22 protein-coding genes and 1 pseudogene are annotated in these 22,701 nt (G+C 69.4%); 15 read left to right on the top strand and 8 right to left on the bottom strand.

Annotated elements, in window-relative coordinates; all coding sequences use genetic code 11:
• Window positions 1-138 precede the first annotated feature (138 nt).
• Together AB0D34_RS37760 and AB0D34_RS37755 are read left to right on the top strand one after the other, a co-directional pair.
• Window positions 139-1,380, top strand: coding sequence for an FAD-dependent monooxygenase (locus AB0D34_RS37760; protein WP_362670286.1), 1,242 nt, complete (start codon window positions 139-141; stop codon window positions 1,378-1,380).
• 272 nt (window positions 1,381-1,652) lie between these two features.
• Window positions 1,653-3,152, top strand: coding sequence for an MFS transporter (locus AB0D34_RS37755; protein WP_362670283.1), 1,500 nt, complete (start codon window positions 1,653-1,655; stop codon window positions 3,150-3,152).
• Window positions 3,153-4,242: 1,090 nt separating this feature from the next.
• Here the strand turns inward: AB0D34_RS37755 and AB0D34_RS37750 are convergent.
• Both AB0D34_RS37750 and AB0D34_RS37745 read right to left on the bottom strand, forming a co-directional pair.
• Window positions 4,243-4,965, bottom strand: a complete 723-nt coding sequence (locus AB0D34_RS37750; RefSeq protein ID WP_362670316.1) for a methyltransferase domain-containing protein — start codon at window positions 4,963-4,965, stop codon at window positions 4,243-4,245.
• A 71-nt stretch (window positions 4,966-5,036) separates the two neighbouring features.
• Window positions 5,037-5,198: an alpha/beta hydrolase gene (locus AB0D34_RS37745; RefSeq protein ID WP_362670321.1), complete on the bottom strand. Its 162-nt coding sequence runs from the start codon at window positions 5,196-5,198 to the stop codon at window positions 5,037-5,039.
• 99 nt (window positions 5,199-5,297) lie between these two features.
• On the opposite strand from AB0D34_RS37745, the pseudogene AB0D34_RS37740 reads away from it, so the two are divergent.
• The 4 genes and pseudogenes from AB0D34_RS37740 to AB0D34_RS37725 all read left to right on the top strand — a co-directional run.
• Window positions 5,298-5,546: pseudogene (locus tag AB0D34_RS37740) on the top strand (transposase); the annotation flags it as partial.
• Between the two features lie 905 nt (window positions 5,547-6,451).
• Window positions 6,452-7,516: an aromatic ring-hydroxylating dioxygenase subunit alpha gene (locus tag AB0D34_RS37735; protein ID WP_362670281.1), complete on the top strand. Its 1,065-nt coding sequence runs from the start codon at window positions 6,452-6,454 to the stop codon at window positions 7,514-7,516.
• Complete coding sequence (locus tag AB0D34_RS37730) at window positions 7,513-7,710, top strand: hypothetical protein (RefSeq protein ID WP_362670279.1); 198 nt, start codon at window positions 7,513-7,515, stop codon at window positions 7,708-7,710. Before AB0D34_RS37735 ends, AB0D34_RS37730 begins: the two co-directional genes overlap by 4 nt.
• Entirely contained in the window at window positions 7,707-8,645 is a 939-nt protein-coding gene (locus AB0D34_RS37725; protein ID WP_362670277.1) for a PDR/VanB family oxidoreductase, read from the top strand. Before AB0D34_RS37730 ends, AB0D34_RS37725 begins: the two co-directional genes overlap by 4 nt.
• Here the strand turns inward: AB0D34_RS37725 and AB0D34_RS37720 are convergent.
• The gene (locus AB0D34_RS37720) at window positions 8,560-9,423 is read right to left on the bottom strand and encodes an IclR family transcriptional regulator C-terminal domain-containing protein (protein WP_362670276.1); all 864 of its coding nucleotides are present in this window, start codon (window positions 9,421-9,423) and stop codon (window positions 8,560-8,562) included. The two genes, AB0D34_RS37725 and AB0D34_RS37720, sit on opposite strands and share 86 nt — an antisense overlap.
• A gap of 161 nt (window positions 9,424-9,584) precedes the next feature.
• Between AB0D34_RS37720 and AB0D34_RS37715 the strand changes: the two genes are divergently transcribed.
• Genes AB0D34_RS37715 through AB0D34_RS37700 form a run of 4 tightly spaced genes read left to right on the top strand, consistent with a single transcriptional unit; the run spans window position 9,585 to window position 12,926 of the window.
• On the top strand, window positions 9,585-10,556 hold the full coding sequence (locus tag AB0D34_RS37715) for an ABC transporter substrate-binding protein (RefSeq protein WP_362670273.1): 972 nt from the start codon (window positions 9,585-9,587) through the stop codon (window positions 10,554-10,556).
• Complete coding sequence (locus AB0D34_RS37710; RefSeq protein ID WP_362670270.1) at window positions 10,553-11,326, top strand: ABC transporter permease; 774 nt, start codon at window positions 10,553-10,555, stop codon at window positions 11,324-11,326. The genes AB0D34_RS37715 and AB0D34_RS37710 overlap by 4 nt, the downstream gene beginning before the upstream one ends.
• Window positions 11,323-12,102 (top strand): ABC transporter permease subunit, encoded by a 780-nt coding sequence (locus AB0D34_RS37705; RefSeq protein WP_362670268.1) that lies wholly within the window; start codon window positions 11,323-11,325, stop codon window positions 12,100-12,102. Before AB0D34_RS37710 ends, AB0D34_RS37705 begins: the two co-directional genes overlap by 4 nt.
• A 26-nt stretch (window positions 12,103-12,128) precedes the next feature.
• Complete coding sequence (locus AB0D34_RS37700; RefSeq protein WP_362670265.1) at window positions 12,129-12,926, top strand: ABC transporter ATP-binding protein; 798 nt, start codon at window positions 12,129-12,131, stop codon at window positions 12,924-12,926.
• A gap of 94 nt (window positions 12,927-13,020) precedes the next feature.
• Here the strand turns inward: AB0D34_RS37700 and AB0D34_RS37695 are convergent, their stop codons facing one another.
• Complete coding sequence (locus tag AB0D34_RS37695; RefSeq protein WP_362670263.1) at window positions 13,021-13,671, bottom strand: hypothetical protein; 651 nt, start codon at window positions 13,669-13,671, stop codon at window positions 13,021-13,023.
• Between the two features lie 224 nt (window positions 13,672-13,895).
• Between AB0D34_RS37695 and AB0D34_RS37690 the strand changes: the two genes are divergently transcribed.
• Entirely contained in the window at window positions 13,896-14,552 is a 657-nt protein-coding gene (locus AB0D34_RS37690; RefSeq protein WP_362670261.1) for a helix-turn-helix transcriptional regulator, read from the top strand.
• A gap of 32 nt (window positions 14,553-14,584) precedes the next feature.
• Window positions 14,585-15,115 carry a toxin-antitoxin system, toxin component gene (locus AB0D34_RS37685; RefSeq protein WP_362670314.1) on the top strand — a complete coding sequence of 177 codons (531 nt, stop codon included), beginning with the start codon at window positions 14,585-14,587 and terminating at the stop codon, window positions 15,113-15,115.
• A gap of 19 nt (window positions 15,116-15,134) precedes the next feature.
• Here AB0D34_RS37685 and AB0D34_RS37680 read toward each other — a convergent pair whose 3' ends face one another.
• Window positions 15,135-16,157, bottom strand: a complete 1,023-nt coding sequence (locus AB0D34_RS37680) for an alpha/beta hydrolase (RefSeq protein WP_362670259.1) — start codon at window positions 16,155-16,157, stop codon at window positions 15,135-15,137.
• Between the two features lie 207 nt (window positions 16,158-16,364).
• Between AB0D34_RS37680 and AB0D34_RS37675 the strand changes: the two genes are divergently transcribed.
• On the top strand, window positions 16,365-16,604 hold the full coding sequence (locus AB0D34_RS37675) for a hypothetical protein (protein ID WP_362670312.1): 240 nt from the start codon (window positions 16,365-16,367) through the stop codon (window positions 16,602-16,604).
• 19 nt (window positions 16,605-16,623) lie between these two features.
• Here AB0D34_RS37675 and AB0D34_RS37670 read toward each other — a convergent pair whose 3' ends face one another.
• Together AB0D34_RS37670 and AB0D34_RS37665 are read right to left on the bottom strand one after the other, a co-directional pair.
• Window positions 16,624-17,304, bottom strand: a complete 681-nt coding sequence (locus AB0D34_RS37670) for a 4'-phosphopantetheinyl transferase superfamily protein (protein ID WP_362670256.1) — start codon at window positions 17,302-17,304, stop codon at window positions 16,624-16,626.
• Window positions 17,301-18,161, bottom strand: coding sequence for a metallophosphoesterase (locus tag AB0D34_RS37665; RefSeq protein ID WP_362670253.1), 861 nt, complete (start codon window positions 18,159-18,161; stop codon window positions 17,301-17,303). Before AB0D34_RS37665 ends, AB0D34_RS37670 begins: the two co-directional genes overlap by 4 nt.
• Before the next feature lie 262 nt (window positions 18,162-18,423).
• Between AB0D34_RS37665 and AB0D34_RS37660 the strand changes: the two genes are divergently transcribed.
• The gene (locus AB0D34_RS37660; RefSeq protein WP_362670251.1) at window positions 18,424-19,545 is read left to right on the top strand and encodes an ATP-grasp domain-containing protein; all 1,122 of its coding nucleotides are present in this window, start codon (window positions 18,424-18,426) and stop codon (window positions 19,543-19,545) included.
• A 164-nt stretch (window positions 19,546-19,709) separates the two neighbouring features.
• Window positions 19,710-21,389, top strand: a complete 1,680-nt coding sequence (locus AB0D34_RS37655; protein WP_362670248.1) for a carbohydrate binding domain-containing protein — start codon at window positions 19,710-19,712, stop codon at window positions 21,387-21,389.
• A gap of 58 nt (window positions 21,390-21,447) precedes the next feature.
• Here AB0D34_RS37655 and AB0D34_RS37650 read toward each other — a convergent pair whose 3' ends face one another.
• Complete coding sequence (locus tag AB0D34_RS37650) at window positions 21,448-22,698, bottom strand: alpha-L-fucosidase (RefSeq protein ID WP_362670246.1); 1,251 nt, start codon at window positions 22,696-22,698, stop codon at window positions 21,448-21,450.
• Between the last annotated feature and the right edge of the window lie 3 nt (window positions 22,699-22,701).

Genomic DNA, 22,701 nt, shown 5'->3' with positions numbered 1-22,701 from the left:
CATGCCCGGCAGGCAGGCGGCAGGAGCGTCGCGCCGAGGTCAACGCCACCCTCCTCGATGTCCTCGCCCGCCTCGCCGACTCCACAGCCTCGGCTTCCTGAACGGCCGACCCACCCCCACCAGATGGAGGACACAACAATGTCGGAGCTCAATCCCATGGACAAGAACACGACATCGCGACAGCGGGCCCTGGTGGTCGGCCTCGGGATCAGCGGGATCGCCTCCGCGCTGCGACTGCATCGCGCGGGCTGGGACGTGGTGGTGCTGGAGAAGGCCCCCGAGCGGCGCCGCGGCGGATACTTCATCGCCCTGTTCGGGACCGGGCTCGCCGCCGCCGAACGGCTGGGCTTCGCCGATGCGGTGCCGAATCGCTTCGCTCCGGAAAGCGTGAGCTACGACGTCGACCGTACGGGCCGGCGCCGCCGCGGTGTGGGCTACGCCGATGTGTTCGGCGGGTCTCGAATGGTGGTGCGGGGCGACATCGAAGAGGCGGCCTTCACCGCCCTGCCCGACGAGGTCGAGATACGGTACTCGACCGTGCCGATCGCGCTGGACCAGGACCTTGACGGGGTGGACGTCGAGATCCGCGACCTGACGACGGAGACGACGACCGTCGAACGGTTCGACCTGGTGGTCGGGGCAGACGGACTGCGCTCGACGGTGCGCCGGCTTGCCTTCGAGCCCGAGCAGAGCCCGATCCGTCGGCTGAACTACATGATCGCCGTGTACAGACTGCCCGAGCCGGTACCCGGCTACCGCCCACAGGACGGGCTGAGCATGACCGAGGCAGGCCGATCGGTGTGGGTGTTCCCGTTCGCCGACATTACGCCGTCGGTGCTGTTCTCGTACCGCACCGACGACGTGGACGCCGAGTTCACCCGGCCGGCCATCGACTCGCTGCGCGCCGCCTACGGCCCCGAGCCCACCGGCTCCACGCTCGGTTGGCTGCTCGACCAGTTCGAGAAGGCCCCGGACCACCTGTTCGACTCCGCCGAGCAGGTGCACCTCGACCACTGGCACCGCGGCCGAGTCGTGCTCGTCGGCGACGCCGCGTGGTCCCTGACCGTTTACTCCGCCATGGGGGCATCCACCGGCCTGGCCGGGGCGGACCTGCTCGGCACCATGCTGGAACGCCACCCGCACGACGTGCCACGAGCGCTGCAGGACTGGGAGGACCACCTGCGCCCGTTCATCGACCACCACCTCGGCAGCGCTGTGAGCCAGCGCAGTTTCTTCACCCCGGGCAACCGCGCCGAGTTGCTGCTTCGGTCCGTGATGATCCGCCTCGGCCGGCTGCCGATCGTCGGCCGGCTGCTCGCCAGGACGAGGACCAAGAGTGCGCGGATGAAAAGTCTGGACATCGCCGCCGCTGCAGCGTGACTGGACTCTTCGCGGCAAGTGCTAAACGCCACCGATGCGGTCGCCCAGGTCGGGGCCTCCGCAGCGGCCGGCGCCGACATCAACGGCACGCTGGCCACCGCGGACACCGAGACGGCCCCCAGAAGATCACCGGGGGAAGCCCCAAAACGGCCACACGATGATCTCGAAGCCCTGAGATCTCAGCCCGCCACCCAATCGCCTCACCTTCACCGGCGAGGAAACCAATCAGTTGCCAGATGGCTATCAGTCATGCCCAAAAAGCAAGGGAATAGATGAGTACCAGCATCGACCGCGGGGCGCCCGCCTCCGGAAAGAAAGACTCGGGCCTTCGCGGCTCACATGCCGTGCGCTGGTGGGTGCTGGCCGTCATCGGCCTTGCACAGCTCATGGTCATGCTCGATGCCACCGTCGTGAACATCGCGCTGCCCGAGGCCCAGCAGGACCTCGGCTTCAGCGACGGCAGCCGGCAGTGGGTCATCACGGGTTACGCCCTGGCGTTCGGCAGCCTGCTGCTGCTCGGCGGCCGACTCGGTGACCTGCTGGGCCGACGCACCCTCTTCGTGATCGGCCTGGCAGGCTTCGGCACCGCATCCGTTCTCGGCGGCGCGGCCGGCAACTTCGAGATCCTCGTCGCGGCACGCGTGGCCCAGGGCCTCTTCGCCGCACTGCTCGCGCCCGCGGCACTCTCCCTGCTCAGCGTGACCTTCACCGAACCGTCCGAGAGGGCGAAGGCCTTCGGCATCTTCAGTGCGCTGGGTGGTGCGGGCGGCGCGGTCGGGCTGCTGGTCGGCGGCATGCTCACCGAATGGGCGTCGTGGCGCTGGGTGATGTACGTGAACGTCGTCTTCGCGGTCCCCGCCCTGATCGGCGCATTGCTACTGCTGGCCAAGCCCGTGATCACCAAGAAGCCCCAACTCGACATCCCGGGCATCGCGGTGGTGAGCGCCGCTCTGTTCGCCGTCGTCTACGGGTTCGCGCACGTCGAGTCCACCAGCTGGACCGACCCTCTCGCCCTCGGCTCCATGATCGTCGGCGCGGTGCTGCTCGTGGTGTTCGCCTGGCTGGAGTCCAGGGTCGCGCATCCGCTGCTGCCGCTGCGGGTCGTGCTGGACCGGACCCGCGGTGGTTCGTTCATGGCGGTGTTCGTCATCGGCATGGGGATGTTCTCGATCTTCCTGTTCCTGACCTACTACTTCGCGGCCAGCCTCGGCTACTCGCCGATCAAGACGGGGTTGGTGTACCTGCCGATGGTCGCGGCCGTCGTCGTCTCGTCGACCACCATGCCTGTGCTGGTGCTGCCCAGGGTCGGCCCGAAGATCGTGATCACCGCCGGCTTCCTGTTCGCCGCAGCCGGTATGGCCCTGCTGACCCGGATCGAGCTGGACAGCTCCTACGCCACCCACATCATGCCCGGCATGATCCTGATGGGTCTCGGCATCGGTAGCGTGATGACCACCGCGTTCCAGGGGGCGACCTCAGGCCTGCACCACGAGGACTCGGGCGTCGCCTCGGCGCTGATCAACACCGGTCAGCAGGTGGGCGGCTCCATCAGTACGGCGCTCTTGACCACCATCGCCTCCTCGGCCGCGACCGACTACCTGTCCTCGCACAAGCCCAGCGCGCTGGCCGCGGCGCAGGCCGGGGTCGAGGGCTACACGGCCACCTTCGCGTGGGGCTCCGGGTTCTTCGTGGTCGGTGCGGTGATCGCGGCGCTCCTGATCCCGAACCGGGCTCTGGCGCCGTCCGAGGGCGAGCCCGTGATGGCCCACTGAGCCTGAATCCACCCTGGAGATGCCCTGCTACCTGCGATGACTGTTGTTCTCAGGACACGGATCAGCGCAGGAAAGCAGGGCATCTGCACCGTTCCACCGCGACCGTCGCGCCCCGCCGCATCCACGACGGGTCATCCTCCGCGATGGACCTCACCGCCCGCCACCCCGCGCACCGGAGAACTGCTGTCCGGCCTCGGGCCGCCAGCGCCGGAGTCAGCGAGGGTCGTTCTTCGCCCGGCTCCAGGCGAACCGCCGTTCCAGGAGCACACAGACTCGCGAGCCGAGTAGGTCCACACCATCACATCGGTGGCGTCCCGCCAGGTGGTGTAGCGGATCAAGGCGCCGGAATCCGCAGGTCATCGCCGCATCGGTGCGGTTCGGGGCCGCGCATGGCGCTGACGGCAGGTCAGCCGCTGCGCGACCCGGGAGCCATGTCCCATGGCGTGGCCGACGCGCGGTTACCGGAACTCGTCGAGCAAGGTCGCTTACACCACGAAGAGGGACACGACCATCACATCTACGCGGGTCCTCCCCACCTCGCGCGCTGGGCGGATCCGGATGGGCCCAGGTCAGGTCGGTGATGGTGGGGAGGTCCGGCTGCGGGTGGGGAGGGGGACGTGGGCCACGGCGAAAGATTCAGACGACGGCCGCTGACGGGCCGCGCGGTGCTCCCCCGTGGCATGCGCTGTCGCTCCCCTTCCTTGCCCGCGTGTCGCCGTCGAGTTGTCCATCGCCGAACGGGGCGACCCTGCGAAGGGGGGCGGCGAAACAGCGGCGGTCGCGGGGCTTCCCGCGCCGCCATCGCGTGCCGCTGCTCGCCACGGTGACGATGCTCCCGCTGTATGTCATGTGGGCCTTTCTTCCACGCCAACGACAGCGGTGATCTCGCGGCTCCTGCTGGAACATGTAGCCCGTTGTGCGATTGAGGCCCTTGAGCGGTTCGCCGTCGATGAGCACCTTGCCCGAGGACGGGTCGCGCAGCCCGGCCACGACGTCAGCACAGTCGACTTCCCGCATCCGGTCGGACCGACCACCGACACGAAACGCCCGGGGCCCGGCGGATCCCCGCAGCCCGTGCTCCATCTGCTCTCTAGGCGGAGGCGGCAGCCACGAAGAACGGAAGGGCGACGAGGAAGCGGTCGGCCTCGGCGCGTCGGCGCTGTTCGGCGAGCCACGCATCGGCCTGGTCACGGCCGACGGCACCGATCGTGCAGGCCGACTCGGCGAGCCCGGTGAGCAGCGGCAGCATCGCGGGATCGGTGAACACGCTGGTGTGCACCTCGACGGTGACGTCGTTGAAACCGCCGTCCAGGAGCAGGTTGCGGTACTGGCGGGCGGCGCGGGGCGTGCCCAGGAGGTCGGCGCGGGCGTGCACGATCGTGCGGGTGAGCGCCGCATCATCAGAGTCGACCATGATGGCGTCCCAGTCCTGCCCGACCAGGACGATCCTGCCGCCCGGGCAGAGGACGCGCCGCGCTTCCGCCACCGCGCGCCACGGCTCCTGAAGAAAATGGAAGACCTTGTCGGCACGGTAGCCGCGCACACTCCCGTCGGCGAACGGCAGATCCTCCGCCCCCGCTTCCCGGAACTCGGCCGCTGGCCACCGTTTCCGGGCCTCGGCCAGGATCCACGGATCGGGATCCACGCCCGCCGCGTGGACGCCACGCTCGGCCAGTTCGGCGACGGCCCGCCCGGCACCGCAGCCGACGTCCACGACAGACGAGCCCGGGACAAGAGACAGCAGTTCGTAGGAGCGGGCCCGCAGCAGGCTGGCGCTCGGCATCTGGTCCATCGCGTCGAGGAGGGCCAGCATGGCCTCGGTGCCTCGGTGCTTTTCCACGGAAGGAGTCGTCACAGCCATGGCCTCCTGCCTTTCCTTGTCAGTCATGATTCGGTCAACCCTTCGAGTTCTGGGTGGCTGGCGGGGTGGCCGTTCAGGAAGTCCACGATGTGGTCGGCGACCGTCTTGGGCTGTTCGAGGTGCGGGAAGTGCCCTGTGCCGGGTATGACGATGCGTTCGAAGCCGTTCGTGAACAGGTCGTCCATGCCGTCGCTCACCTCCACGGAAAAGCAGTTGTCGTCGGCCCCGTGGAGGTAGAGCGACGGGACGGTGATGGCGCCAGACGTGCACTCAGTCTGTCCGGTGAGCTCAGGAACCGCACGCATGCCCGCGTGGAGGAGCGCATCCGCCTGCTCGTCTGGACCCAGGCCCTGCTGCTGGACGGCGAGTTGGCCACCGCCGAGCCGAAGAAGCTTCGCTACCGGCTGCTGCGCACCGCCGCCCGCATCACCCGCGGAGGCCGCCGACTCTGCCTCCGGATCTCCGCTACCTGGCGTTGGCGACCCGAGCTGACCAGCGCATTCACCCGCCTTGCAGCCCTGCCCCGCAGCACTGTCCCTGCCCATCCGCGACCCGAGGCACCCATGCCCGCCCCTCGACCAGCAACCCAATCTGCGAGGGAAGATACTCACGGACATTCCATCGTCAGCGCGCCCGGCTTCCACACGCTGACCACCCAGTCCCACTTCTCCGACGACCCGAACGTCGGCAACACCTCTGAGCCCCGCTCCACGCCCGAGTCCACCGTCTTCGACACCTGGACGACCAATGAAACGCTCGGCAGGTCGGTTTCGGCCAGGAACCATCAATCCCGGGCCGTCACGCATCAGCTGTTCCGCCTGAAGACATTTCCGCAGGACATGATCACGAAAGGCGACCGCCACCAGCAGCGAAGAATCCGCTGGTCAGCCCCCGCCCCTGGCAGCCGACCAACTCAGTGCCTCTTCAGCGGCTCATCGGCCCGACTGCTCGCCGCGCCACCCCCACCGCAAGGCGAACCACCACGCGACCTCACACCACCCTGACCAGCGGCAACACGCTCAACAGCCTGAAAGGGCGCGGATTCGACCCGGATTCGACCCGGGGGCCCCAAACTCCAAAACGAACAGTAGTTGACCTGCAGTGATGCTGATTCTTGCCGCTGTACCGAGCATCCGCCGACAGAGGAGGATCGCAATTGAAACTAAGTGGACATAATTGGGCGATTAACGCCACGCTGCGAGTAGCCGCACTCGCCGTCGCCGCCCCCGGCTCCCCCGAGCGCGAACCGAACGGTCACACCACGCGGCACTCCACTCTGGCGACCAGGGGTTGCCAGAACAAGGCTCTGACCAACCGCTTTACAGAAGTTCTTCCGCCTGGCAGAAGCCGTCTTGCCGAGCCTATGCAAGCCTCACGACCCTGATTCCAACCACGGCACGCGGGGCGACGACGCCCCGCCGACAGGGACGGGAACACCATGCCGCACATGACCGCCTTCGCCAGGAACCAGTGGTACGTCGCCGCCTACAGCCACGAGGTCGGGCGCGACCTGCTCGGCCGGACGATCCTCGGTGAACCGCTCGTCTTCTACCGCACCGAGGAGGAGGGGACGCCCGTCGCCCTGCACGACCGGTGCGTGCACCGCAGGTACCCGCTGTCGGAGAGCGGACTGGACGGCGACCGGATCGTGTGCGGCTACCACGGGTTCACGTACGACAAGACGGGCACCTGTGTGTACGTGCCCGGCCAGAAGCGCGTACCGCGTACCGCGCGTGTCGCCTCCTACCCCGTCGTCGAGCTGGACTCCCTGATCTGGGTCTGGATCGGCGACCCGGCCCTCGCCGACGCCGACACCATCCCGCGCGCCAGGCACCTCGACTCCCCCGGCTGGGTCACCGTCCGGGGCATGGAACCGATCGACGCGGACTACGGCCTGCTGGTCGACAACCTCCTCGACCTCTCCCACGAGACGTATCTGCACGGCGGCTACATCGGTACCCCCGAGGTCGCCGAGACCCCGATCACCACGGAGGTCGACGAGGGCGCCGGCATCGTACGGGTGAGCCGGCACATGGACGACGCCGAGTGCCCGCCGTTCTACGCCAGCTCCACCGGGATACAGGGCCGGATCACCCGCTGGCAGGACATCGAGTACCACGCGCCCTGCCTGTATCTGCTGCACAGCCGTATCGCCCCGGTCGGTGTGCTGCCGGAGGCCGACGGCAGCGACCCGAACGGCTTCCACACCGAGATCACGTACGCCATCACGCCGTCCGACGACGGCAAGGTGTACGACTTCTGGATGGTCTCGCGCGACTGGGCCACCGAGGACGCCGAGGTCACCGAGTTCCTGCGGGGCAACAACCACACCGTCGTGATGCAGGACGTCGACGCGCTCAACCTGCTGCAGAAGACGCTCGGTACCGAGCGGACCGGCTACCAGGAGCTGAGCATCAACATCGACACCGGCGGTCTCGCCGCCCGCCGTATCCTCGCCCGGCTGGTCGAGGAGGGCGACAAGCCCGTGGAGAAGGTCCTGTGAGTGCCGGCCCCACCGGGGAGATCTACCGGATCGACTGGCTGCCGGGCACCGACATCCTGCACGGCACCTGCCACTGCGGCCGCGAGCACAGCTCCCAGGACCCGATCGAGATGTGGGAGTGGATGCTCGCGCACCCGAACGGCCACTCCCCGCAAGAGCCCCAAGGACACGAGTCGCGAGGAAACAGTTCATGAGTGACGCGTACGAAGCCGAACTCGTCGTCGACCGAAGGGACTTCGCGGCCGACGGCGTGCTCGCCCTCACCCTGCGCCACCCGCTGGGTGAGGAGCTCCCGGCCTGGGAGCCCGGCGCCCACGTCGACGTGCTGCTCGGGCCCGGCCTGGAGCGCCAGTACTCGCTGTGCGGCGACCCCGCCGACCGCACCGCCTGGCGGATCGCCGTGCTGCGTGAACCGGCCGGGCGCGGTGGATCCGCCCATGTGCACGAGCAGGTGGAGCAGGGCGACAAGGTCCGGGTCCGCGGCCCGCGCAACCACTTCGCCCTGCGCTCCGCGCCCCGCTACCGCTTCATCGCGGGCGGCATCGGCATCACCCCCATCCTCCCGATGCTCGCGGCGGCGGAGGCCGAGGGCGCCGAGTGGACGCTGCTGTACGGCGGACGGACACGCGAATCCATGGCGTTCACCGAGGAGTTGAGCCGCTACGGCGACCGCGTCACCGTAGCTCCGCAGGACGAGACCGGCCTCCTGGACCTCGCCTCGGTGCTGGACGGCGTTCCCGAAGGCACGCTCGTCTACTGCTGCGGTCCAGGGCCGCTGCTCGACGCGGTGGAGGAGCGCTGCCCGGCCGGTCTGCTGCACGTGGAGCGTTTCACGGCGAAGGAGCAACCGGTCGGCGAGAACACGGAGTTCGAGGTCGAGCTGACGCAGACCGGCACGACGGTCACCGTCGCTCCGGACGTCTCCGTGCTGGACGCCGTGCGCGCCTCGGGTGTGGAGGTGCTGTTCTCCTGCACCGAGGGCACCTGCGGCACTTGTGAGACCGACGTCCTCGAAGGCACCCCGGACCACCGGGACTCGGTGCTCACGGACGAGGAGCGGGAGGCCGGGGAGACGATGATGATCTGCGTGTCCCGCTGCCGGGGGAAGAAGCTCGTACTGGACCTCTAGGACTCGCAGCCATCCGCAGGTCGGCCTCGATGCCGGCCACGGTCTCCAGCAGCGGCGGGAGCAGATCCCGCCGTACCGCGGCAAGTGTCGTACGCCCCGCCTGCACCGGGATGTTGACCGCCGCCACCACCTCGCCGCCCCGGTCCCGCACCGGGGCGGCGATCGAGCGCAGCCCCTCCTCCAGTTCCTGGTCGACGAGGGCGTACCCCTGCCGCCGTACCCGCTCCAGTTCCGCGCGCAGGAGGTCGGCGGCGACGATCGTGCGGGTGGTGAGCGGGACCAACTCGGCGCGGGACAGCCGTAGTTCCAGCTCGCCGTCAGGCAGGCCCGCGAGAATGACCCGGCCCACCGAGGTGACGTGTGCCGGGAAGCGGGTCCCCACTGTGATCGCCGCGGTCATGATGCGGCGCGCGGGCACCCTCGCCACGTACACCACGTCGTCGCCGTCGAGCACGCACAGGGACGACGACTCTCTTGTCCTGTCGACGAGTTGCTCCAGATGCGGTTCGGCGATCTGGGCCAGCGAGAAGCTCGACAGGTAGGAGTAGCCGAGCTCCAGGACGCGCGGGGTGAGCCGGTAGCTGCGGCCGTCGGCGCGGACGTATCCGAGGTCGGCCAGCGTCAGCAGGAAGCGGCGGGCCGCCGCGCGGGTCAGTCCGCAGGTCCGGGCCACCTCGCTCAGGCTCAGCTCCGGGTGGTCGGCGTCGAAGGCGCGGATGACGGCGAGGCCGCGTTCCAGGGAGCGGACGAAGTGAGGGGCGCGGTCTGCTGCGGACATCGTCGCCTCCGTCGAGAGAGTGTCAACAATATTGTCAGCCAAAGGAGTTGACCCCATCCTGCGAGACCAATACCTTTCGCCCTGAGCACCACTGTGCGGTCTGCGCACAGCCTGTCGTAAGCACAGCCTGTCGGAACAACGAAGTCTGCACAGGAGGAGCCATGCGTCGTATGCTCGCCGCCCTCGCGGCCGGAGCATTCCTGGTCACCGTGTCGGCCTGTGGCTCGTCCGGCGACTCGGGGGCCTCGGACGGGGGATCGTCGTCCGGCGGAACCACCACCGTCAAACTCGGCCTCATCCCGATCGTCGATGTCGCGCCGGTCTATCTGGGTCAGAAGAAGGGCTTCTACAGCAAGCACGGCCTGAAGCTGGAGATCTCGAACGCGTCGGGCGGCGCGGCGATCGTGCCCGGGGTCGCCAGCGGCCAGTTCCAGTTCGGCTTCTCCAACGTCACCTCGCTCCTGCTCGCCCAGTCGTCCGGCGTGCCGGTCAAGGCCGTCTCCAACGGCATCGCCTCAACAGGCGTCGCAGGCAAGGACTTTGCCGCGATCACGGTGAAGAAGGGCAGCTCGATCAAGTCCGCGAAGGACCTGGAGGGCAAGAAGGTCGCCATCAACACGTTGAAGAACATCAACGAGTCCGCGGTGCGCGAGTCGGTCCGCAAGGCCGGCGGCGACCCGGACAAGGTGAAGTTCGTGGAGCTGGCCTTCGACCAGATGCCCGCCGCGCTCGACAGCGGCCAGGTCGACGCGGCCTGTGCGGTCGAACCCGCGCTGGCCACCATCAAGGGCCAGGGCGGTCAGGTCGTCGCCTCCCCGATGGTGGACGTGGCCGCGAACACCACGGTGGCCATGTACTTCACCTCCACGCAGTACCAGCAGCAGAACGCCGACGTGGTGAAGAAGTTCCAGGAGGCCACCGCGGAGTCCCTCGCCTACGCCGACGCGCACCCGGACGAGGCACGCCAGATCATCACGACGTACACCAAGATCCCGGCGTCGGTACTGGGTCAGGTGATCCTGCCGAAGTGGCCGGCCGAGCCGAACAAGGCCTCGATCGAGGCACTGGCGAAGCTGGGCGAGGAGGACGGGTTCTTCAAGAAGACCCCCGACGTCGACGCGCTCCTTCCGTGAAGTACCAGAACGCGGCGCTGGGCGCCGCCGGCCTCGCGGCCTTCCTCGCGCTGGGCGAGGCGGTGCCGCGGCTCGGCCTGGTCAAGGAGGAGTACTTCCCGCCGACCAGCCGGATCGTGCGCGCCTTCGCCGACGAACTCTCCGACGGCGCGTTCTGGACGGCGCTCGGCGACACCGTCACCGGCTGGGCCCTGGGCCTGGCCATCGCCGCCTCGGCGGGGATCGTCATCGGGGTGGTCGTCTCGGTCGTGCCGTATCTGCGCGAGGCGACGGCCTCGACGATCGAGTTCCTGCGCCCGATCCCCTCGGTCGCCCTCATCCCGCTGGCGGTGCTGCTGTACGGCAACGAACTGCGCTCGGTGCTGCTGCTCGTCGTGTACGCCAGCTTCTGGCAGGTCCTCATCCAGACGCTCTACGGCGTCCAGGACGTCGACCCCGTCGCGGACGAGACTGCGCGGTCGTACGGTCTCGGCACCTGGGCGCGGATCCGCCATGTGCTGTGGCCGACCGCGCTGCCGTATGTGTTCACCGGCGTCCGGCTCGCCGCGGCCGTCGCGCTGATCCTCGCCATCACCGGCGAACTCGTCATCGGCGCACCGGGGTTGGGCGCACGGATCGCGGTCGCGCAGAACTCGCAGGCGGTGCCGGAGATGTACGCGCTGATCGTCGTGACCGGTGTGCTGGGGCTGCTCATCAACGTCGGCGCGCGTACCGTGGAGCGACGGGCGCTGGCCTGGCACCAGTCGGTGCGCGGGGAGGTGGCGGTGTGAAACGCTTCGCACTCCAACTGGTCTTCGTGATCGCGTTGCCCGCGCTGCTGGTCGCGGGCTGGTGGCTGGCGTCGGCCGACAGCACCAACGTCTTCTGGCCGCCGCTGCGCACGATCCTGCGGACCTTCCCGGACGTGTGGACCGCGGACCGGCTGCGCGACGACGTCCTGCCCAGCATCTGGCGGCTGACGGCCGGTTACGCGCTGGCGGCCGTGGTCGGGGTGGCGGTCGGCACGGTCATCGGCTCCTACCGGCGGGTGCGGGCGGTGTGCGAGCCGGTCCTGGAGTTCCTGCGTGCGGTGCCACCCCCGGTCCTGGTCCCGGTCATCATGCTGTTCGCGGGGATCGGCGACACCATGAAGGTCACGGTGATCGCGAGCGGCTGTGTCTGGCCGATCCTGCTCAACACGGTCGAGGGCGTCCGTGCGGTCGACCCCGTGATGGTGGAGACGGCCCGCTCCTACGGCATCACCGGCCGGTCGCGCCTGCGCCACCTGGTGCTGCGCTCGGCGAGTCCGCAGATCTTCGCGGGCCTGCGCCAGGCGCTGTCCATCGGCATCATCCTGATGGTGATCAGCGAGATGTTCGCGGCGAGCAACGGCATCGGCTTCACCATCGTCCAGTTCCAGCGCAGTTTCGCGGTACCCGACATGTGGACCGGGATCATCGTCCTCGGCCTGCTCGGCTATCTGCTCTCCGTCGTCTTCCAGTTGGTCGAGCGACGGGTCCTCGCCTGGTACCACGGCCTGCGCGCCTCGGCCCGGCGGTCCCCGTGAGTCACCCGAACGCGAAAGGGCGGTCCATGCTGGACGTACGCGGCCTGAACAAGGTCTACGAGGGGTCGGGGCGCAGGGTGGAGGCGGTACGCGATCTCACCTTCACCGTCGAGGCGGGCGAACTGGTGTGTCTCGTCGGCCCGTCGGGCTGCGGCAAGACGACTCTGCTGAAGTGCATGGGCGGTCTGCTCGCTCCGACGGGCGGCGAAGTCCTCCTGGGCGGACGGAAGGTGAGCGGCCCCCCGCCCGGGATGGCGTTCGTCTTCCAGGAGTACGGGCGCAGCCTGTTCCCCTGGATGCGGGTCGCCGACAACATCGAACTGCCGCTGAAGCAGAAGGACTTGAGCAAAGCGAGACGACGCGAACTGGTCGCCGACGCGCTGGAGTCGGTGGACCTCACGGAGGCCGCCGGGGCGTACCCCTGGCAGCTGTCCGGCGGGATGCAGCAGCGCGTCGCGATCGCCCGCGCGCTCGCCTACGAGCCCGAAGTCCTGCTGATGGACGAGCCGTTCGCGGCGGTGGACGCACAGACCCGCGCCGACCTGGAGGATCTCGTACGACGGCTGTGGCGGGAGCGCGGCATCACGATCCTGTTCGTCACCCACGACATCGACGAGGCGGTCTACCTGGGCGAGCGGGTGATCGTGCTGTCGGCCTCCCCCACGGTCGTACAGGAGCAGCTCAAGGTCGATCTCCCGGACGAGCGGGACCAGTTGCACACCCGCGTGGCCCCACGCTTCGCCGAACTGCGCACCCATGTGTACGAGCAGATCCAGGCGGCGAAGCGCGGGGGCGGGCAGGACGCTCCGGTCACGGCGGAGTGAGCCGGGACGGGCGGCCCCGTGGAACGCTCTTGCTCCACGGGGCCGAAAACCACTGACGGAGCGCCGTCGGCGACCTGAACGCCGACGGTGCCCGTCAGGACTGGGGGGTGGGTACCACGCTGAGGTGGGTCGCCGTGCGGCGCGGGCGGCGCCTGGTGGGGGCCGGACGGAGGACCAGGGTGAGTCGGGTGTAGCCGAGGTCGCGCAGGGTGCGCGGGGTCTCGTCGACGACCCGGCAGTCCGTGGCGCCCCAGCGCGGATCGGGGTGTACGAGGGGGCGTACGGCGCCATCATGTTCCACCGCCTGCTCGCCGACCGCGCGGATCCAGTGCGGCAGGCCGTGCCGGTAGGCGGCGTCCATGATCGGGTCCTGGGCGATGTCCCGGCGGATCGCCTGGAGGCCGTGGTCGTGGCCGTGCCGCTCCACCGCGGCCGCGAAGTGCGCGAGCATCGGCAGGCACCAGCGCGACTCGTGCTCGCCGAGGACGCTGCCGGCATCGGGATGGAAGAGGACGAACCGGAGGAAGTTGGCACCCGGCATGGCCGTCGGATGCGGTCCCACCGCGCGGAAAAGTGACGCGAAAGCGGTGTTGGCGAGGACGACGTCCCAGCGGTGGTCGAGGACGACGGACGGGAAGGGGACGGCTTCCAGGAGCGTGGTGTAGTCCTGAAGATACGCCCGGGCTTCGAGCCCCTCGGGGACGGGCCGCAGTTCCGACGGCTGCCCACCTGCCTGATATGCCATCGGGAGGTCACCCCTCTTGCCTATGCGGCCTTCACGCGGCGCCTTGATCCTGCTTCCCCGAAGCGAGGCGTGTCAACTATCGTGGCATTCAGTACCTGTTGACGGCTGAAATTGGCCACAGTTGTGGCGAGACCTGGATGTGGGTTCGAACAACGGGCTACTCTCCGGGAAGTTCACGGCGCGTGCCGGTGAGAAGTCGGGTGAGAGACGTAGGAGATCTGTCGGTGTCGGATGGCTTCGAGAGCCCGGACGACGCGGCCACGGTCGTACTGACGGCCGTCGTCGCCCGCGTCACCGCACTCACCGACCGGCTCGGTGTGCCGCATGCACAGGTCTTCGACACCGGGCGGCTGTCCGTCGCCTCCGGTGTCCCCGAGCCCGTGGTCAAGGCCCTGTTGAGCGGGCGCCCGGCGGGCGAACCGGACGTCCAGGCGCGGTTCCTGCAGCGGCTCGACCTGCTGCGCCGCACCCGCCTCAAGCCGGGCGGACGCAAGTACACCCAGCAGGAGATCGCCGACGGCGCGGGCATGTCCCGGCAGCAGGCGGGCGCCCTCATCAACGGCGACCGGCGCCCCACCATGGAGCACTGCGACGCCATCCAGCGCTTCTTCCGGGTCCACGCCGGTTTCCTGACGGCCGAGGACCCCGAGGCGCTCGCGGGCGCGCTCCAGCACACCGAGCAGGAGCTCCTGCACAAGCTCGCCGACCGGGAGCGGGAGGCCGCGGCGGCCGCCCACGACCCCCTGGAGCGGCTGTTGCAGGACCACGGCGTCCGGGGGATCGCCTGGCGGGCCGCACAGCTGCCCACCGACCAGCACCGTGACAAGGTCGCCGAGTGGCTGGACATGCTCCTGGAGAGCGTCAAGCGGCCCGAGTCCTGATCCGGGAGAGAACTGTGGGCATCGGTAAGCACATGCGCCGCCTGAGCGGCGAGTTGGTGGCCGAGCTGGAGCTGACGGCACCGGCCCGGCCCGAGGACCTGTACGGCGCCCTGTGCGACGCGATGAGCAGACGCCGGGGCCGCCCGGTCCACTTCCGTACGGCGCCCTTCCCGCCCGGCACGGCCAGCGGGCTGTGGCTCGACATGGCCGACCAGGACCTGGTCGTGATCGAGGAACGCACCGCCCCCGACCACCAGTTGGTCATCCTCGGCCACGAGCTGTGGCACATGAACGCCGGCCACTGCTCCCACCACGTCGAGGGCGCCGCGGTCGCCGCCCGTCTGCTCAGCGACGACGCCGACCTCCAGGCCACCGTGCGCAAGGTCGCCGCCCGCAGCCGCTTCGAGCTCGACGACGAACGGGATGCGGAGAGCTTCGGCCTGCTGCTGGCCAGCAAGTGCCGGGCGCTGCTGGCCGGTTCGTCACTGCGGGGTCCGGTGCAGCAGGACCATCTGGCCGGGCGTATCGAGACGTCGTTGGGCTACCTGGGCCCCCAGGGCTGAGGCGAGACCGGAGATCTTCTCAGGTCGCGCTGCGTTCGCTCGCCTCCCTCAGGTCCCGCTCCACGGCACGGCCGTGCGCGTCGCCCGGCCGTCCCTCGCACAGCAGGTCCCGCCAGTGCTCCCGGCTCCAGTCCGCCGGAGCGGTGGTGGCCGTGAACTCCTCGACCAGCTCGACGAACCGGGCGGGGTCGGTGTGGAACGGGAAGTGGCCCGCGCCCTCGAAGATCTCCAGGCGGCTGCCGGGCATCGCCTCGTGCGCCCCGAAGGCGTGCCGGACGGGCACCACACTGTCCCGGTCGCCCCACAGCAGCATGGTCGGCATGCCCTCGGTGAGATAGCAGCGGTCGAGCATCGTGACGACCTGGCCGCGCCAGTCGACGACCGCACGCAGGGTGCGGATGAAGGCGTTGCGGGAGGTCTCGTCGGGGAGGGCGTCGACGAGCTTCAGGAGATCCGGGGCGTCCTGGCCGAGGTCGGTGTCCAGCAGCTTCATCAGCCGTACGGCGAGCCCCACCTGGAGCCGCATGCCGGGCACCCGCAGCGAGGACAGCATCAGATCGGCGCCGGGCAGCGACACCAGCCGCAGCACGGGGTTGACCTCACGGCCCACCCCGCCCGCGCTGACCAGGATGAGCCGCTCGGTGCGCTCGGGGAACTGGTAGGCGAACTGCATCGCCACTCCCCCGCCCAGGGAGTGCCCGACCAGGGTGGCCGACTCGATGCCGAGGGTGGTGAGCAGATCACGCACGCCGTTGGCGTACGCGGCCACCGAGTAGTCGGCGCGCGGCTTGTCGGAGTCGCCGTGGCCGAGCAGGTCGGGAGCGATCACGGTGTGCGTGCGGGCCAGGTCGGGGATCAGCTCGGCCCAGGTCGCGGAGGAGTCCCCGATGCCGTGGATGAGCACGAGCGGCGGCCCTTCGCCGGCCATGCGGAAGGCACGGCGGTAACCGTGCACCACGCGGTACTGCAACTCCAGTTCTCCGTCGCCCACCGGGCGCAGCCGGACGGCGCGCACCGGGCGCCGGCGCGGGTCGTCGACCACGTACTCGCCTCCCGTTCCGTTGGCCGCGACGAGGCGGCCGAAAGCCCTTCCTCCCAGCGTAGGACCGCATTCCCCACGGTGATTTCGGGGAGGTTTCGCCTCCGCTAAGCGGGCGAACGCAAGGGCACCGAAGCCGGATTGTCAGTGGTGGACGGCAAGCTGGAGATGCACACCCGTATGACCGACACGACTTGGGGAGAGCCGCCGATGCCCACCGCCGTACTGACCGACCGTGAGCGCACCGCCGTCCAGGCCTATCTGCGGCTGCTGCACACGGTCCGAGCCGCTTTCGACACCGCGTCAGGCCCGCCGGACGCGGCCCGGCCCCCGGTCGTCCCGCCGGCGGTCCTCGCCGAGGCCGACCAGGCACTGGCGGACGCGGGCCTCGCGGGCAACGAGGAGGAGTTCTTCGGGCTGCTGCACAGCTGGTGCCCGCCGGAACCCTGACCGGGCAGGTGCCGTGCGCTCAGGCGTGCGGCACCGTCACCGAGGTCGCCACCAGCCCGCCCTGGACCGTCCAGCGGCCCTCGAAGACGCCGCGCCGCTCCCCGCCCACCAACGGGCCGGGGACGAGGAGTTCGGCACGCAGGGCGCCGCTGAGGGGGTTTGCCGGGTCGACGACGATCTCTATGTCGGCCTCGGAGAAGTCCAGCCACTTGCCGGTGAGGGGGAACCACGCCTTGTAGACGGACTCCTTGGCGCTGAACAGCAGTCGGTCCCAGTGGACCGCGGGGTGCGTCCCGGCGAGGTCCCGCAGCCTGACCCGCTCCCCCGGCAGGGAGACGCTCTCCAGCACACCCTCCGGCAGGAGCTCGTGGGGTTCGGCGTCGATGCCGAGGGAGGCGAGGTCGGCGGCGCGGACCAGGGCGGCGGCGCAGTAGCCCTCGCAGTGGGTCATGCTGCCGGTGAGGCCGGACGGCCACCGCGGGGCTCCGCGTTCACCGGGCAGGATCGGCTGCGGCGGCACGCCGAGCTTCTCCATGGCCCGGCGGGCGCAGGCCCGTACGACGGTGAACTCGCGGCGCCGCTTGGCGACGGCGAGGGCGACGAGGGCAGCCTCCTCGGGGTAGAGCGCCGCGTTCTCCGGCTCGTCGTGGCCGTACGCCTCGACGACCACCACGGAGTCCGGCACAAGTTCCTCGATCACCGTGCGCCGACCTCCCTGGGCACGATCCGGCGCAGCCGTCCCGGCGGGTCCGGCCGCTGCCGCCACTCCCGTGGATAGCCCACCGACACCTCCTCGAACCGGACACCCTCGTGCCAGGTGGTCCTGGGGATGTGCAGATGGCCGTAGACCATCGTCTCGACCCGGAACCTGCGGTGCCAGTCGGCGGTCAGCGCGGTGCCGCACCACATGGCGAACTCGGGGTGCCACAGGACGTCCGTGGGGTGCCGGTCGAGCGGGTAGTGGTTGACCAGGACGGTCGGCAGGTCGTCGGGGAGCGCGGCGAGTCTTCGCTCGGTCCCGGCGACCCGGGCCCGGCACCAGGCCTCGCGGGTCGGGTAGGGGTCGGGGTGCAGCAGGAACTCGTCGTTGCAGACGATGCCGGTGCCGTGCGCGTACTCCAGGCCCTGTTCCTTGGTGGTGCAGCCGGCCGGGAGGAACGAGTAGTCGTACAGCAGGAACAGCGGGGCGACGGCGACGGGGCCGCCGGGGCCGTCCCAGACGGGGTAGGGGTCCTCGGGGGTGAGGACGCCGAGCTCGCGGCACACCTCGACGAGGTGTTCGTAGCGGGCGACCCCGCGCAGGGTGACGGTGTCCTTGGGGTGGGTCCACAGTTCGTGGTTGCCGGGGGCCCAGACGACCTTGCGGAAGCGGCCGGCGAGGGTTTCGAGGGCCCAGCGGACGTCGGCGACGGTCTCGGCCACGTCCCCGGCCACGAGGAGCCAGTCGTCGTCGGTCCCCGGGCGCATCTCCTCGACCAGCGAGCGGTTCTCGGGATAGCCGATGTGCAGGTCGCTGATGGCCAGAAGCTGCGCCGCACCACCGGCCGTAGACGTCACTTCCCGCCCCCTCCGAGCACCCGAGTGGGACCACGAGAACACATTTGGTTTCCTGGTACAAGAGTGGATCGCGGCGGTGCGGTTTCATGATCGGTAAATCCGTAACACGTGCGTTGCACGCGCACCCCTTGAAAGCCGTATGATCGCCCCAACACCACCGCTCTGAACCTCCCTTCGCAAGGGGCGGTTTGGTGACCCTCCAACCACCCTGCCCGGGCCGGGCCTGCTTCGCCCTGCCCGAAAACCCCGAAAGGCGGCCTGCATGCTCTCTCGCGTACGCGTCTGGCTCAACCGCACGTACGCGGAGAACGTGTTCTTCATGGATCAGCTACGGCGAAATCCCAGCGATCGGGCCGTCGAGATCCACGCGACGCACGGAGACGCCGACTCCCCCGTACTGGCCGCCGCCGACACCGCCGAACTGGAGCCGGAGAGCCTGTCCCCGGCCGCCTACGTCGAGTTCGCCCTCGACCAGTGCCGGCGGCGCGGGATCGACGTGTTCGTGCCCCGGCTGCACCAGGCCGCGATCGTGGCGCACCGGGCCGACTTCGCCGCGGCCGGTACGGCGCTGCTGGCGCCGCCGCCGGAGGGTGTGGCCGTCTTCCACGACAAGGTCGTCGCCTACGAGGCGGTCCAGGCGATCGGCGTCCCGGTGCCGCCGTGGTGGCGGGTGCGGACCGCGAACGACCTGGTCGCGGCCGTGGAGAAGCTGGAGGCGGACGGCCACAAGGCGTGCTTCAAGCCGGCGTCCGGCGCGGGCGGGGTGGGCTTCCGGATCATCACGCGCGCCCCCTTCTCGCTCTCGCACCTCAACGGATTTCCCAGCCCGTACGTCTCCCTCGACATGGTCGTCGAGGCGCTGGAGCAGTCCGACGAGCAGGTGGACTGGCTGGTCATGCCGCGGCTCGAACAGCCGGAGGTGTCGGTGGACACGCTCACCGGGACCGACAACCGGGTGCGGCTGGCGATCGGCCGCACGAAGAACGGGCGGCGTCGGGGGTTCACGCGGGACGAGCAGTGGCTGGAGCCGGCGCGGCTGATCGCCGAGGGGTTCGGGCTGCACTATCTGTCCAACATCCAGTTCCGGATGTTCGGTGACCGTCCGGTGCTGATGGATGTCAACACGCGGCCGGCGGGTGGGTTGCACCAGCTGTCCCTGTGCGGGGTCAATGTGCCGTGGGCCGCTGTGCAGTTGGCGCTCGGGGAGGATCCCGGAGTGATCGAGCCGCCGTTCCTGGGGCAGGACTACACGGTGGTGTCGGGGCCGAGGCAGTTGCGGCCGGTGTCGGTGCCGCATCAGCGGGTGGAGGAGGTCGAGCCCTTGTTGCCGTCTGTTCCCGCGCCTTCACCTGTGGTGGAAGCGGCTCAGGTACTGCCGCTTTAGGTTGCGGCCGGGTGCGGGGTTCGGCGTGGCTTGTCGCGCAGTTCCCCGCGCCCCTGGGTGGGTCCAGTTCCTGTCAGTTGTCTTGACACGGGCATTGGTCCATACCAACTTTGTTGCGCACCCCCTTGCACTCCCGAACACCCCCATATCTTCAGGGAGATCGCGTGCGCAACCCACTCAGACGTTCCAGACTTCTCGCCCTGCTCGGCACCGCCGCACTCGCGTTCGTCGGTGCCGTCGCGCTTCCCCAGACGGCCCAGGCGGCCAACGTTCTGACGAACCCCGGCTTCGAATCCGGAAGCCCCTCCCCCTGGACCTGCACCGGGAACCTCGGGTCCGTCGTCTCCTCTCCCGTCCACGGGGGCTCCAAGGCCCTTGCCGGGGCGGTGAGTTCGAGTGACAACGCCAAGTGCAGCCAGACCGTCTCCGTGCGGCCGAACACGTCGTACAGCCTCAGCGGCTGGGTGCGCGGCAGCTATGTGTATCTCGGGGTGGACGGCGGTCCGTCCACGTGGACGTCGTCGCCCTCCGCGTACAGCCAGCTCACCACCTCGTTCACCACCGGGGCCGCGCAGACCAGCGCCACCGTCTACGTCCACGGCTGGTACGCGCAGGGCACCTACCACGCCGACGACATCAGCCTCGACGGGCCCGGCGGGGGCGGTGGTTCGGACACGCAGGCGCCGAGTGCGCCGGGGAGTCTGCGGTCCGCCGGGAAGACGTCCTCCAGTGTGTCGCTGGCGTGGAACGCCTCCTCGGACAACGTCGGGGTGACGGCGTACGACATCTACAGCGGCGCCAACCAGGTGCTCAGCGTCTCCGGGACCAGCGCCACGGTGAGCGGTCTTGCCGCCAGTACCTCCTACACCTTCACGGTGAAGGCGCGGGACGCGGCCGGGAACGTGTCGGCGGCCTCCAACTCCGTGTCCGTGACGACCGACGCGGGCGGCGGTGACGGCGCCGGGTTCAAGCAGGCCGCGCCCTATCTGTACCTCGGCTGGGGTGATCCGCCGAGCGCGACCTCGGTGATGAGCGCGACCGGGATCAAGTGGTTCACGATGGCGTTCGTCCTGTCCTCAGGTGGCTGCAACCCGGCCTGGGACGGAAGCCGGGCGCTGACCGGCGGCAGCGACCAGGCCGTCATCAACTCCATCCGGTCCGCGGGCGGTGACATCGTCCCGTCGATCGGCGGCTGGAGCGGCAACAAGCTCGGACCGAACTGCTCGACGCCCGAGGCGCTGGCGGGCGCCTACCAGAAGGTGATCGACGCCTACGGACTCAAAGCCATCGACGTCGACATCGAGAACACGGACGAGTTCGAGAACGCGACCGTGCAGGACCGGATCCTGAACGCCCTGAAGATCGTCAAGGCCGACAACCCGGGTCTGAGGACCGTTCTCACCTTCGGCACCTCGACCACCGGGCCCACCTACTGGGGCAACCGGCTGATCGAGCAGGCCAAGGCGCTGAACGCGAACATCGACGTGTTCACGATCATGCCGTTCGACTTCGGTGGCGGCAGTGACATGTACGGCAACACCGTGAACGCCACGGAGGGGCTGAAGACCAAGCTGAAGTCCACCTTCGGGTGGGACGACGCGACGGCCTACGCCCACATCGGGATCTCCGGGATGAACGGGCTCAGCGACCAGCAGGAGCTGACCAGCACCGCGGTCTGGACCCAGATCCGTGACTGGGCGAACTCCCACCACATCGCGCGGCTCGCCTTCTGGTCGGTCAACCGGGACCGGCCGTGCCCGGGCGGTGGTGTGACGAGCAACTGCTCCGGCATCGGCCAGAGCAACTGGCAGTTCACCTCGATCACGGCCGGCTTCACCGGCTGAACCGAACGGAAGAGGTCACGGCGGGCCGGAAACCCGCCGTGACCTGGTGACCTACCGCTCAGAACCGTCCCGAGCCCCGGTACAGCTCCGCTTCCCCCTCCAGCTCGACCTTGAGCACCGTGGCGTACGGGTCGAGGTCGGCCTCGGCCGGCGGGTCGATCCACACGATCCCGACGGCCTCGTGGAGACCGCCGACCACCTTGTGCCCGAGTTCGGTCCCGGTGCCGAGGACGGTCACCTTGCGGACGGGGGTGACCAGTCCGCGCAGTCCGATCTCGGCGCGCGGCGCGTCGAAGAGGACCAGATACAGGGTCCGGCCGTCCGCGGAGAGCGTGCTGGGCCCGTAGTGGTGCCCGGCGGGCAGCCCGCGCACGGTTCCGTACACCGCCTCGGAGTGCTTCGCGATCCACTCCCCCAGGCCTTCAAGCCGCTCGACCTGGGGCGCGGGGATCGTGCCGTCCTCCATCGGACCGACGTCCAGGAGCAGGTTGCCCCCGCCGCCGATGGTCTCGGTGAAGTAGCGGATCAGCTGTGCCAGGGACTTGTGGTTGTGGTCCTGGTGCTGGTAGCCCCAGGAGTCGTTGATCGTCAGGCACAACTCCCAGGGACCGTCGGGCGGTTCGATGGGAGCACCCTGCTCGGGCGTCGCGTAGTCGCCCTCGCTGAGCATGCGGGCGTTGAAGACGACGTCCGGTGTGTACGACCGGATGAGCGCGGCGAGTTCGGGGATGCGCCACTGCTCCTCGCTGCGGTCCCACTCGCCGTCGAACCACATCAGGTCGGGCCGGTAGCGGGAGGCGAGCTCCCGGATCTGGCCGTCCCGGTAGGCGATGAACCGCTCCCAGGCCTGAAGGTCCTCGTCCTCGGCCGCGACCTCGGAGTAGCGGTTGTCCTCCTGCTCCGGCGGGCGGCCCGGCTTGCGCGTGGAGGCGTAGTCGGGGTGGTTCCAGTCGGAGTGCGAGTAGTAGAAGCCGACCTTGAGGTCCTTCTCGCGCAGGGCCTCGACGTAGGGACCGACATAGTCCTTGCCGAGGTTCAGGTCGCCGTACTCCGTGTCCCACAGGGCCACACCGTCGTGGTGACGGGTCGTCAGCACCGCGTACCCGGCGCCCGCGCGGGCGAACAGGTCGGCCCAGTCACGGGGGTTGTACCTGGCCCCCGTGAACCGCTCCAGCTGGGACATGTACTGGTCGTGCGGGACGATGTCGTCGTAGAACGACCAGGACTCCTGGACACCGTCGACGGCGTAGATGCCCCAGTGGATGAAGATCCCCAACTTGGCGTCGGTGAACCAGGGTTGCATCGCCATGGG

Origin of the sequence: Streptomyces sp. NPDC048420, from assembly GCF_040651535.1 — a bacterium.
GTDB lineage: Bacteria > Actinomycetota > Actinomycetes > Streptomycetales > Streptomycetaceae > Streptomyces.
The sequence above is the reverse complement of the archived record's forward strand: the minus strand, read 5'-3'. Positions and strand labels throughout refer to the sequence as shown.

Excerpts from the sequence above, each read along its gene's own strand:
- AB0D34_RS37760 (WP_362670286.1), top strand. The coding sequence starts at position 139 with ATGTCGGAGCTCAATCCCATGGACAAGAACACGACATCGCGACAGCGG.
- AB0D34_RS37755 (WP_362670283.1), top strand. The coding sequence starts at position 1,653 with ATGAGTACCAGCATCGACCGCGGGGCGCCCGCCTCCGGAAAGAAAGAC.
- AB0D34_RS37750 (WP_362670316.1), bottom strand. The coding sequence starts at position 4,965 with ATGCTGGCCCTCCTCGACGCGATGGACCAGATGCCGAGCGCCAGCCTG.
- AB0D34_RS37745 (WP_362670321.1), bottom strand. The coding sequence starts at position 5,198 with ATGGACGACCTGTTCACGAACGGCTTCGAACGCATCGTCATACCCGGC.
- AB0D34_RS37735 (WP_362670281.1), top strand. The coding sequence starts at position 6,452 with ATGCCGCACATGACCGCCTTCGCCAGGAACCAGTGGTACGTCGCCGCC.
- AB0D34_RS37725 (WP_362670277.1), top strand. The coding sequence starts at position 7,707 with ATGAGTGACGCGTACGAAGCCGAACTCGTCGTCGACCGAAGGGACTTC.
- AB0D34_RS37720 (WP_362670276.1), bottom strand. The coding sequence starts at position 9,423 with ATGTCCGCAGCAGACCGCGCCCCTCACTTCGTCCGCTCCCTGGAACGC.
- AB0D34_RS37715 (WP_362670273.1), top strand. The coding sequence starts at position 9,585 with ATGCGTCGTATGCTCGCCGCCCTCGCGGCCGGAGCATTCCTGGTCACC.
- AB0D34_RS37700 (WP_362670265.1), top strand. The coding sequence starts at position 12,129 with ATGCTGGACGTACGCGGCCTGAACAAGGTCTACGAGGGGTCGGGGCGC.
- AB0D34_RS37695 (WP_362670263.1), bottom strand. The coding sequence starts at position 13,671 with ATGGCATATCAGGCAGGTGGGCAGCCGTCGGAACTGCGGCCCGTCCCC.
- AB0D34_RS37685 (WP_362670314.1), top strand. The coding sequence starts at position 14,585 with ATGCGCCGCCTGAGCGGCGAGTTGGTGGCCGAGCTGGAGCTGACGGCA.
- AB0D34_RS37675 (WP_362670312.1), top strand. The coding sequence starts at position 16,365 with ATGCCCACCGCCGTACTGACCGACCGTGAGCGCACCGCCGTCCAGGCC.
- AB0D34_RS37660 (WP_362670251.1), top strand. The coding sequence starts at position 18,424 with ATGCTCTCTCGCGTACGCGTCTGGCTCAACCGCACGTACGCGGAGAAC.
- AB0D34_RS37650 (WP_362670246.1), bottom strand. The coding sequence starts at position 22,698 with ATGGCGATGCAACCCTGGTTCACCGACGCCAAGTTGGGGATCTTCATC.